Source organism: Allobosea sp., from assembly GCF_017308015.1.
Lineage (GTDB): Bacteria > Pseudomonadota > Alphaproteobacteria > Rhizobiales > Beijerinckiaceae > Allobosea.
The window spans coordinates 1-10,714 of the sequence record NZ_JAFKFW010000052.1 but is presented as its reverse complement, the minus strand read 5'-3'; the positions used below and the strand labels follow the sequence as shown (position 1 = coordinate 10,714).

General features: G+C 67.4%; 12 protein-coding genes. 6 read left to right on the top strand and 6 right to left on the bottom strand.

The features are described from left to right. From J0I42_RS23815 to fliK, 3 genes are all read right to left on the bottom strand, one after another. Window positions 1-211, bottom strand: a 211-nt coding sequence (locus J0I42_RS23815) for a hypothetical protein (RefSeq protein ID WP_291658658.1), incomplete at its 3' end; no start/stop codon positions are given. Then, window positions 208-501: an EscU/YscU/HrcU family type III secretion system export apparatus switch protein gene (locus tag J0I42_RS23810; RefSeq protein WP_291658656.1), complete on the bottom strand. Its 294-nt coding sequence runs from the start codon at window positions 499-501 to the stop codon at window positions 208-210. The genes J0I42_RS23810 and J0I42_RS23815, both read right to left, overlap by 4 nt. Continuing rightward, the gene (fliK, locus tag J0I42_RS23805) at window positions 498-2,147 is read right to left on the bottom strand and encodes a flagellar hook-length control protein FliK (protein ID WP_291658654.1); all 1,650 of its coding nucleotides are present in this window, start codon (window positions 2,145-2,147) and stop codon (window positions 498-500) included. The genes J0I42_RS23810 and fliK overlap by 4 nt, the downstream gene beginning before the upstream one ends. A 154-nt stretch (window positions 2,148-2,301) precedes the next feature. On the opposite strand from fliK, the gene J0I42_RS23800 reads away from it, so the two are divergent. Beyond that, window positions 2,302-3,309, top strand: a complete 1,008-nt coding sequence (locus tag J0I42_RS23800; RefSeq protein WP_291658653.1) for an aldo/keto reductase — start codon at window positions 2,302-2,304, stop codon at window positions 3,307-3,309. A gap of 13 nt (window positions 3,310-3,322) precedes the next feature. On the opposite strand, the gene J0I42_RS23795 is transcribed toward J0I42_RS23800, so the two are convergent. After that, entirely contained in the window at window positions 3,323-3,646 is a 324-nt protein-coding gene (locus J0I42_RS23795) for a hypothetical protein (protein WP_291658652.1), read from the bottom strand. A 71-nt stretch (window positions 3,647-3,717) separates the two neighbouring features. After that, window positions 3,718-4,359 carry a TetR/AcrR family transcriptional regulator gene (locus J0I42_RS23790; RefSeq protein WP_291658651.1) on the bottom strand — a complete coding sequence of 214 codons (642 nt, stop codon included), beginning with the start codon at window positions 4,357-4,359 and terminating at the stop codon, window positions 3,718-3,720. 112 nt (window positions 4,360-4,471) lie between these two features. Between J0I42_RS23790 and J0I42_RS23785 the strand changes: the two genes are divergently transcribed. Continuing rightward, the gene (locus tag J0I42_RS23785) at window positions 4,472-5,212 is read left to right on the top strand and encodes an SDR family NAD(P)-dependent oxidoreductase (protein WP_291658649.1); all 741 of its coding nucleotides are present in this window, start codon (window positions 4,472-4,474) and stop codon (window positions 5,210-5,212) included. Window positions 5,213-5,222: 10 nt separating this feature from the next. Here the strand turns inward: J0I42_RS23785 and J0I42_RS23780 are convergent, their stop codons facing one another. Further along, window positions 5,223-6,029: an MBL fold metallo-hydrolase gene (locus tag J0I42_RS23780; RefSeq protein ID WP_291658648.1), complete on the bottom strand. Its 807-nt coding sequence runs from the start codon at window positions 6,027-6,029 to the stop codon at window positions 5,223-5,225. A 204-nt stretch (window positions 6,030-6,233) separates the two neighbouring features. Here J0I42_RS23780 and ettA point away from each other — a divergent pair, with 204 nt between their 5' ends. From ettA to J0I42_RS23760, 4 genes are all read left to right on the top strand, one after another. Beyond that, the gene (gene ettA / locus J0I42_RS23775; protein WP_291658647.1) at window positions 6,234-7,886 is read left to right on the top strand and encodes an energy-dependent translational throttle protein EttA; all 1,653 of its coding nucleotides are present in this window, start codon (window positions 6,234-6,236) and stop codon (window positions 7,884-7,886) included. 317 nt (window positions 7,887-8,203) lie between these two features. After that, window positions 8,204-9,061, top strand: coding sequence for a DMT family transporter (locus tag J0I42_RS23770; RefSeq protein WP_291658660.1), 858 nt, complete (start codon window positions 8,204-8,206; stop codon window positions 9,059-9,061). Window positions 9,062-9,111: 50 nt separating this feature from the next. Continuing rightward, window positions 9,112-9,750 carry a VOC family protein gene (locus tag J0I42_RS23765; protein ID WP_291658646.1) on the top strand — a complete coding sequence of 213 codons (639 nt, stop codon included), beginning with the start codon at window positions 9,112-9,114 and terminating at the stop codon, window positions 9,748-9,750. A 242-nt stretch (window positions 9,751-9,992) separates the two neighbouring features. Then, on the top strand, window positions 9,993-10,714 hold a 722-nt coding region (locus J0I42_RS23760; protein WP_291658645.1), incomplete at its 3' end, for an ABC transporter substrate-binding protein.

The window sequence follows — 10,714 nt, the reverse complement described above, 5'->3', positions numbered from 1 at the left end:
CGACGAGCTGCTCGAAATCGAGCGCTTCGCTGAGCCACACGCAGAGAACGACGATCTCCTCCTGCGGCACCAGCATCGCCGCGGCCGAGCCGGCGGCCGGGGCCATATGCGGATTGGGCTCGAGCGCATGGCGTGCGAGTTCCGCGAAAACCGGGCCCAGCTCCGCGTAGGCGGTGGGGCCGAGGCGCCTGACGACGATTCCCGTGCTCAAGACCGGTGGCCGTCCCGGTTCGGCCGGCGCCATTCGCCGCGCAGGGACAGAACGAAGGCGATGACCTGCGCCGTGGCGCGGTAAAGCTCCTCCGGGATCTGGTCGTCGAGCTCCACCGCCGAAAGGGCCTGCGCCAGGATGGCGTTCTGCTCGACGGCGACATCGTGTTCCCGCGCGGTCTCGACGATGCGCTCGGCCAGCTCGCCACGGCCCTTGGCGGTGACGCGCGGGGCGCCATGGCCGTCATATTCGAGCGCGACGGCGATGCGGGGCGGCTGCGGCACGCTCATGACAGGCGATCCAGGAACTGGCCGGCCGTGGGCTGCATCACGCGCGGCTGGCCGGTATGGATGTCGATGGCGCCGCTGGCAAAATCGGCGTCGAGCAGGGCTCCTTCGAGGCCGGGCGCGGCGCCGCGCAGGAGCTGGCTGGTCTCCTCGCGCTCGGCCCAGATCGAGACGCCGACATCGCGGCCCTGCAAGGTGACGACGCCCTGGAGCGGTCCCATCGGCTCGACATCGAGCGCGAAGCGGATGCGCCAGACCGGCGGGGTCACGCCCTGCGCGTCGCGGCGAGGGGCGTCGCGCTCGACCTGGAGCGGCAGCATCGTGATGCCCTGCTGGAAGGCGAGCGGGATCTCGGCGAGCCAGCGCTGTGCCGGCTGCACGGCGTCCTGCCGGGCGGGCTCCAGCGGCAGCGAGGCGTATTGCGTCAGCTTGATCCGGTCGAGTGCGGCCTCGGTCTGGTCGAGCAGGGTTTCGGCGATGGCGAGCGGCTTCTCGCCCGGCGCCAGCGAAGGCTCGACCGCCGGTTGCGGCAACAGCGGTCCGTCGCGGCGCGGGGGAGCGAGGCGGCCGGGCTGGTCGCCGGGGGCGAGGTCGGCCTGCTGGCCCGCCGTCTGGCCGCCGCCAGTATCATGACGGCTCGCCTTCGGGTCCGGCGACAAGGCGTCGATGATCGGCAGCAGGGTTTCGCGAAGAGCCAGCAGCCCGGCCTTGAGGTCACCGTGCCGGGGTGCTGGCAGCGCGGCAGCCTGCCGCGCGTCGAGAAAAAGTCCGGAACCCCGGAAGGACTCCTTCAGCGTCGCGGCTGTCGGGGCCTGCCGCTCGGCCGGAACGGCCTGGGCCAGAACCTGCTGGATCGCGGGCGGCAGCGCCTTGGGTAAGGCCAGTGCGATCGAGCCCTGCGCCAGCGCGCGCAGGTTGGCGAAGAGCGGGGCGAGGCCGGCCTGCTGTTGCAGCAGGGGGCCGAGTAGCGGGCCAGCGACCGCGCGCGCGGTCGCCGCGTTGATCACCGGAGCGGCAGGAGACGCAACGCTTGCCGGTGAGGCGGGATTGGCAACGGCAGTGTTGGCGGAGGCGGCTCCTGTCGCGACGGGAGGCGTGGCAGCGGTTTGCGCCGCGGGGAGGCCCAGCGTTTTCAGAGCTTGCTGCAGGAAGGCCTGCTGCGCCGCGACCGGGGAGGGCGGATGCGCAGCCTGCGTGAGCGAGGATGCCGGCGTGGCGGCAGATTGCGGTGCAGCAGCGGGGACCCCTGCCACATTCTGCCGGGCTGGAGCCGTTGTCGAGGCCGGAGGCGCAGCCGGCTGTGCAGGCTGAGGCGCCGGGGCCGGTTGCGGCTGAGCCTGCCCGGCCGCCGTTGCCGACGGCGGGCGCACGTCCACAAGCGTGGCGCGCAGGTCGCCGCCGGGTTGCTCCGGAGGATCGAGGCGCAGCAGCAGGGTGACGCCCGGCTGCAAGGCGGCCTGCCTGGCTTGCGGGCCGGCGAGGACGAGCGCGACCTTGCTGTCGCCGATCATCGCGGTCGCGGTGCCGTCGGGTTCCACCGAGGCGAGCCGCGCCTGCACCATCCGGCCAGCCGTCAGCTCACCGCCAGCGTCGAGCGCCTGCAGCAAGGTGGCGAGGGTCTGGCTCTTGACGAGCTGGGCGAGATTCATCGGGCGTCCTTGTGGCGACGCACAACCCTGTCACGAAAGATTAAGCATTTCCTTGCCGGCCGGCCGCGCCATGCAGGACGCGCCTGCGCGTCGGACGCTGGCCTCGGGCCTCGCGCTGCGGCAGGGTTGGCGACCCCGTTCGAGGATGTCAGCCATGGATTACCGCCGTCTCGGCCGCTCCGGTCTCAAGGTCTCGCCGCTCTGCCTGGGCACGATGATGTTCGGCGGCCCGACCGAGGAGGCGGTGTCCCGCCGGATCATCGACAGTGCCCGTGCGACCGGCATCAATTTCATCGATACGGCGGATGCCTACAACGAGGGTCGCTCCGAGGAAGTGACCGGACGCGCCATCGCCGCTCATCGCTACGACTGGGTGCTGGCGACGAAGGTCGCCAATCCGATGGGGCCGGGGCCGATGAATGGCGGGCTCTCGCGGCGCTGGATCATGCGGGCCTGCGAGGACAGCCTGGGCCGGCTCGGCACCGGGACGATCGACATCTACTACCTCCACAAGGAGGATCATACGACGCCGCTGGAGGAGACGGTGCATGCCATCGCCGATCTCGTGAGGCAGGGCAAGATCCGGCATTTCGGCGTCTCGAACTACCGCGCCTGGCGGCTGGCCGAGATCTGCCGGCTCTGCGACGAGCTCGGCATCGATCGTCCGGTCGTCAGCCAGCCCTATTACAATGCGATGAACCGCATGCCGGAGGTCGAGCATCTGCCGGCCTGCGGCTATTTCGGCCTCGGTGTTGCCAGTTACTCGCCGTTGGCGCGTGGCGTTCTGACGGCGAAATATGCGCCCGGGCAGGCGCCGGCTGAGGGGACCCGCGCGGGGCGTGGCGACCGGCGGATGATGCAGGCGGAATGGCGCGAGGAGAGCCTGATCATCGCCCAGACGATCAAGGAGCACGCTGCGCGCAAGGGGCTCACGCCGATCCAGTTCGCAGTGCGCTGGGTGCTGAACAATGCCTTCGTCACGGCGGCGATCGCCGGCCCGCGCACGTTCGAACAGTGGGAAGCCTATCTCGCTGCGCTCGATGCCGGCTTCGACGCAGAGGATGAGGCGCTGATCGACCGGCTTGTGCCGGCAGGGCATCCCTCGACGCCGGGCTACAGCGACCCGGCCTACCCGCTGGAAGGGCGCGCCAGCCGCGTGTGACGGGTGGTTGCCCTCAGTTCATCATGCAGAAGCCGCCGACCACGATCTCCGTCTGGCACCACGGCTTCCCGGCCTCGTTGTTGGCCGAGAGGCGCAGCGGCAACGGCTCCTCGCGCCGGATCGTCGCGGGCGGGAAGGGGACGTGCTGAGGCTGGCCGGCCGCGGCTTGCGCTCGGTTCGCGCCAGTGCCGATCGCCGGGGTGACGACGAGGGTGCGGCCGGTCGTTGGGGACAGGCTGGAACTGCGTCCGACGGAACGGACCTTGGCCGCCTCGGCCTGCACAGGCAGCAAGGTGGCGGTCGCAAGCAGGCAGATGAGGGCGGCGATGCGGCGCATGAGGACGGTCTCCCGGTTGCCGGCAGGATGCCGCGATCTGCCGTAACGGCAAGGAAAGCCTGAAATCAGGCTCAGCGAGGCATTAATGCCGGCTCTCGGGCAACTGCGCGCGGCCGGGTGAGCCCGTCCCAGGCCGCCATAGCGCCCTGCGCGATCGTTTCCAGCGTCTGTCGCGAGGCGCCGTCGCGGGCCTGGATCGACATGCCCTGCTGGACGGTGACGTAGTAGCCCGCGATCGGATGCGGATCGAGCGCGGCCGGCAACTCGCCTTCGGCGATGGCGCGCTGCAGCCGTTCCTCGATCATCGTGACGCTGCCGGCGCGCATCTCGCGCAGCAGGCGGCTGGTTTCGTCGCCGACGCCGACGGCGTTCACCGCCGATAGCACGACCATGCAGCCGGGGGGCCGGCCGGGCCGGGTGAAGATCCTGGCGCTGGCCATCAGATAGCCCTCGATCGCCGCGCGCGCCGTCGGCTCGCTTTGCAGCGGCGCGAGAATGTCGTCGCTCTCGGTCGCCGCGAAATGATGGATGGCTGCGCGGTAGAGTTCCTCCTTGCTGCCGAAGGCGGCGTAGAGGCTGGGAGAGTTGATGCCCATCGCCTCGGTCAGGTCGCTCATCGCAGCCGCCTGATAGCCGCGCTCCCAGAAAACGTCCATCGCGCGCTCCAGCGCGGCCTGGCGATCGAAACTGCGTGGACGGCCTCGTTCGGCCATGCGTCCGCCTCCTCGGAATTTATTCTGTATCGTTCGTTATATATTTCACTTGACGGTCGGCGGCAAGCGCGGCATCGATTGTGTATCGATCGTTATAAAAATGGAGTTCGTCATGTCACGCCTTGCCGGAAAGCGCGCGCTCGTCACCGGCGGCAGCCGCGGAATCGGCGCCGCCATCGCCCTCAGGCTCGCCGCGGAGGGCGCCGATGTCGCGCTGACCTACGAACGTTCCGCCGACAAGGCGGGCGCGGTCGTCGGGGAGGTCGAGGCGCTTGGCCGCAAGGGCTTCGCCATCGCCGCCGACAGCGCAGACCCTGTGGCCGTCACTCGGGCGGTCGACGAGGCCGCCAGGGCGCTCGGCGGGCTCGATATCCTCGTCAACAATGCCGGCATCTATCGTGGCGGGCCGGTCGCGGAGTGGAGCCTCGCGGATATCGATGCGACGCTTGCCGTCAATGTTCGGGCGGTGGTTCTGGCCTCGCAGGCTGCTGCGGCACATCTCGGTGAGGGCGGGCGGATCATCTCGACCGGTTCCTGCCTCGCCGACCGTGTCGTCGAGCCGAACGTCACGCTCTATGCGATGAGCAAGGCGGCGCTGATCGGCTTCACCAAGGGCCTGGCGCGCGATCTCGGGCCGCGCGGCATTACCGTCAACATCGTCCATCCGGGCTCGACCGACACCGACATGAACCCGGCCAATGGCGCGGGCGCCGCCGCCCAGCGGGCGCGCATGGCGATCCCGCGCTATGGCCAGCCGGAGGATATCGCCGGGCTCGTCGCCTATCTCGCCAGCGAGGAGGCACGCTTCATCACCGGCGCCGGCTTCGCCATCGACGGCGGCGTGAACACCTGATGCTGCAGGGCTAGTGCCCGGGCAGGACGATCATGGTGGGCTTGGCTGGCAGTGTCGCCTTGCTCAGCGTGATCGTCGCCTGCTCGCGGCGCTCGACCGGCCAGATGTCCTGCGTGCGGGCGAGGAAGCGATTCAGCGTGCCGCCGCCGAAGAAATGCATGGGGATCATCACCCGCGCCTGGATCGATTTCAGCACGTCCAGCATCCCGGTCTGGTCCAGCGTGTAGCTGCCATCGACCGGGAAGAGCACGATGTCGACCCGGCCGAGCGCGCGCAGATGGCCGGGCTCCAGCGGGTGATGCAGATGGCCGAGATGGGCGATGCAGAGCTCGCCGATCTCGAAGATGAAGATCGAGTTGCCGTCATAATCCGTGCCGCCTTCATAGGTGCGAATATTGGTCGGCACGTTGCGGACGCGGACATCACCGAGCGTCAGATCGTGCTGCGCGGCGCCCCGGCCGGACATATCCCAGCCGGGCAGGACATGCTTGATGGCGGGGTCGGGATTGCGCGAGTTGTGCGTGGAGTGCGCCTTATTCATCGTGGCGATGTCGGGCGTCACCGGCGGGCGGACATAGTCGTTGTAGTCGGTCGCGATCTTCACGCCGCCCGGCGTTTCGATCAGGAAAGTGGCGTGGCCGACGAAGGTCAGCCTCGCCTCGTCCTTCGCCAGTTGCACCCGCTGGATCGGCAGGCGCAGACTCGCCATCTCGGGCCGGCAGCCGGGCTCGTTCGACTGGGCACCGGCGGGAAACGTGGCCAGCAGACCAACGGTCAAGCTCGCGAGGATACGCAACAGGACGGCGGGCAGGCTCATCGGCGGGCTCCGGCATCGTTCAGGCCGGATGAGCTTCCGGCAAAAGCCATGCCGGGGGAAGGGTGCCCGGATCACTGCTACCGCATTCGTGAAGAGGGCGGCTTCGCTGGCAGGCGGTTGCGGGCGGCGCGGCTCACCGCTACATAGCGGCCAGATTTCCCGACATCCGTCGCCAAGCGTCCTAAAGCGGAGCCCGCTCGCCCCATGTCCCGCCAGTTCATCTACCATATGCGCGGCCTGTCCAAGACCTATCCGGGCGGCAAGCAGGTGCTGAAGGACATCCACCTGTCCTTCTATCCGGACGCCAAGATCGGCGTGCTCGGCGTCAACGGCGCGGGCAAGTCGACCCTGCTCAAGATCATGGCCGGGTTCGACAAGGAATGGACCGGTGAGGCCTGGGTCGCGGAAGGCGCGCGCGTCGGCTACCTGCCGCAGGAGCCGAAGCTCGACGAGGCGCTGACGGTCCGCGAGAACGTCATGCTCGGCGTCGCGCCCCAGAAGGCGATCCTCGACCGCTATAACGAGCTCGCCATGAACTACTCGGACGAGACCGCCGACGAGATGACCAATCTCCAGGACGAGATCGAGGCCAAGGGGCTGTGGGATCTCGATTCCAAGGTCGACCAGGCGATGGACGCTCTGCGCTGCCCGCCGGACGATTGGGCGGTCGATAAGCTTTCGGGTGGCGAGCGCCGCCGCGTCGCCATGTGCAAGCTCCTGCTGGAGCAGCCTGAGCTGCTGCTGCTCGACGAGCCGACCAACCATCTGGACGCCGAGACCACCGCCTGGCTTGAAGGCCATCTGCGGACCTATCCGGGCGCGATCCTGATCGTCACCCACGATCGCTACTTCCTGGACAACGTCACGAGCTGGATTCTCGAGCTCGATCGCGGCCAGGGCATCCCCTACGAGGGCAACTACTCGGCCTGGTCGGTGCAGAAGCAGAAGCGCCTCGCCCAGGAAGGCCGCGAGGACGCCTCGCGCCAGAAGACACTGGAGCGCGAAGCCGAGTGGATGGCAGCTTCGCCGAAGGCTCGCCAGGCCAAGAGCAAGGCCCGCATCCAGCGCTATGACGAACTGGTGCAGAAGGCCAGCAACAAGGGGCCGGATACCGCCCAGATCATCATCCCGATCGCGGAGCGACTGGGCAACAACGTCGTCGATTTCGAGGGCCTGTCGAAGGGCTTCCAGGACAAGCTCCTGATCGACGACCTCTCGTTCAAGCTGCCGCCGGGCGGCATCGTCGGGGTGATCGGCCCCAACGGCGCCGGCAAGACCACGCTGTTCAAGATGATCACCGGCGCCGAGAAGCCGGATGCGGGCACGATCAAGGTCGGCGAGAGCGTCCAGCTCGGCTATGTCGACCAGAGCCGCGACTCGCTCGACGACAAGAAGAACGTCTGGGAGGAAATCTCCGGCGGCAACGACATCATCTATCTCGGCAAGAAAGAGATCAATTCGCGGGCCTATTGCTCTGCCTTCAACTTCAAGGGCGGCGACCAGCAGAAGAAGGTCGGCTCGCTCTCGGGCGGTGAGCGCAACCGCGTCCATCTCGCCAAGATGCTGAAGTCCGGCGCCAACCTGCTGCTGCTCGACGAGCCGACCAACGATCTCGACGTCGACACGCTGCGCGCGCTCGAAGAGGCGCTCGAGGATTACGCCGGCTGCGCCGTGATCATCAGCCACGATCGCTGGTTCCTCGACCGCATCGCGACCCATATCCTCGCTTTCGAGGGCGACAGCCATGTCGAGTGGTTCGAGGGCAACTTCGCCGAATACGAGGAGGACAAGAAGCGCCGCCTCGGCATCGACTCGACCATTCCGAAGCGCATCCAGTACAAGAAGTTCTCACGCTGAGTACTTGATATCTGAATCGAAAAAGCCCCGCGGTGCCGCAAGGTCCGCGGGGCTTTTTCGTTGGCGGACATGGCGAAGCTACCTTTGACATTGGTCCGCGCGACCCCCGCCGTCCCAGGTTCCTCGCGGCGCGAAGCGCCGGAATGACAGAGAGTGGCGCCAGAAGCACATGGCTGCGAAACCACCCTCCACCTTGTCGCAGCGAAAGCGGCGACCTAAGGGTTCCAGCTCCCGCTTCGTCATGAAAGCCGCTTGAAGCCATGAGCCAGACGGCCTTGCTCCCACGCTCCAATCCGTCGCTCGGGAGCTATGGGATGATGCTGCTCCTCGCCTTGCTGTGGGGGCTGTCGATCCCGATCACCAAGCTCGGCCTCGTCACCCTGCCGCCGCTGACGCTGACGGCGCTGCGCTTCATCATCGCCGTGCCCCTGATGTTCGTCTTCGTTCTCGGCAAGCAGCGCATGCCCTGGCGGGCGCTGCCACGTCTGGCTGCGCTCGGCGTCCTCGGCATCGGCATCGGGCAGGTCGCGCAGACCTTCGGCGTCGCCGGCACCTCCGCCTCGGTCGGCACCATCATCTCCGCGACGATTCCGATCTTCATCGTCGTCTTCGCCGCCTTGCGGCTGCGGCAATCGGTGTCACGGCTTCAGGCGCTCGGGCTCCTGGCCGCTTTCGCCGGCATCGCTCTGGTGGCGACGGGAGGGGATGACACGGCTGCCGCCGCGTCCCAGACCACGCTGGCCGGCGCGATGCTGGTATTGCTCTCGGCCGTGACCATCGCGTTCTACTACGTCTGGAGCGTCGAACTCTCGGAGCGCTGGGGCACGGCGACGGTCGCGGCCTGGAGCACGCTGTTCGGCTTCATCGCGCTTCTGCCCTGGGCCGGCTGGGAGATGTTGCATGTGCCGTTCGCGGTGACGGCCACCGGGCTCGGCGCTGCGGTCTATCTCGGCGTCATCGTGACGGTGGCGGGGCTATTCATGTGGCTCGCCATCCTGCGAACGGTTCCCGCCCGGATCGCCGCCGCCATCCAGTATCTCCAGCCGGTCGTCGGCGTCGCGGCGGCGGCCGCGATGTTCGGGGACGATCTGGGGCTGATGTTCGTGATCGGGGTCGGGCTCGTGCTCGGCGGGCTGGCGCTGACCGTCACGAATCGGCGCGGCGAGGCCGCCTGACGCCCTGCGCCGGGTAGACAGCGTCGCTGCCCCGGTCTCAACTGACCGGTGTGCTGACGCTCGACCATCTCACAATCATTGCTCCGACGCTGGCGGAAGGCGTCGCGCATGTTCGCGACTGTCTCGATCTCGACGTGCCCTTCGGCCAGCGCCACGCCTATATGGGGACCCATAATCACCTGCTGCAGCTCGGCGATGCCGTCTATCTGGAGATCGTGGCGCTTGATCCCGGTGCCAACCCTCCCGGCCGCGCGCGCTGGTTCGGCCTCGACGACCAGAAGCAGGTCCGGCGGGAGTGGGATGCCGGCCGCCGCCTGCGCGGATGGGTCGCCCGAACCGATCGAATCGAGGATGCTCTAGCGGGCAGAGAGACGATCTTCGGCCGCAAGGTCGGGCTGCCGATGGAGGCTCCCGTCTTCGATTTCGCCATCCCCGATGACGGTTCGCTGCCCTGGCACGGGGCGGCCCCCTCGATCATCGACCGGCGCGGCAAACCGCGTTCGATGGCGTCGATCGCCGATCCGGGCGCGCGGCTACGCGGCTTCTCCCAGAAGCATCCGGAGGCGCAGGCCATCGCGGCATTGCTGCTGGAGCTTGGGACGGAGCGGGGACCTGTCGTTACCCATGGAGCAGAGCCACGCTATCGGGCGCAGATCGATACACCTCGCGGTCTCAGGGAATTATTCTGATCGCCCTGGATAGTGATCGCAGCGTTTTTCCCTTGGGAATCAATGTAATTTAGCCGGGGCTACGAGTCGCAAGCGGGTCCGCCATGCGACTCTCGTCTGACGACTTAAGTTATGATTAAGGCAGCGGCTCCTAGGAGCAGAGTCGCGCCCAAAGCAATTCTACGCTTTGGAACTGACAAATCCAATCTGGAACTGGTCAAGTTATTGATCGTGTTCTTGCTGCCATGATGTGAAGGTTGATTATGACTAGCCAGTATATCCAGGGTATGGTGCAGGACGTGAAAAAGGGCGGCCTGTCGCGGCGCTCCTTCATCCAGAAGATGGCGGCGCTGGGCATCACCGCGCCGATCGCGACCCAGATCCTCTCCTGGAACGATGTCGCGATGGCCAATGCCACGCTCGAGTACAAGCCGACCAAGGCCGGCGGCGGCGGCCCGCTGAAGATGCTGCTCTGGCAGGCGCCAACCCTGCTCAACCCGCATTTCGCCTCCGGCACCAAGGACCAGATCGCCTCGCGCGTGTTCTACGAGCCGCTCGCCGGCTGGGACAAGGAAGGCAACCTGATCCCGCAGCTCGCGGCCGAAGTCCCGACCAAGGCCAATGGCGGCCTGTCCGAAGACGGCACCACCGTGACCTGGAAGCTGAAGAAGGATGTGAAGTGGCATGACGGCAAGCCGTTCACGGCCGACGACGTCGTCTTCACCTGGGAATACGCTGCCGACCCGGCGACGGCCGCCTACACCACCGGCGCCTACAAGGACATCAAGGTCGAGAAGGTCGACGAGCACACCGTCAAGGTGATCTTCGCCAAGCCGACGCCGTTCTGGGCCGATCCTTTCGTCGGTGTCGCCGGCATGATCATCCCGAAGCACCATTTCGGCGAGTACAAGGGCGCGAAGTCGCGCGAGGCTCCGGCCAACCTGAAGCCCGTCGGTACCGGCCCCTACAAGTTCGCGGACTTCAA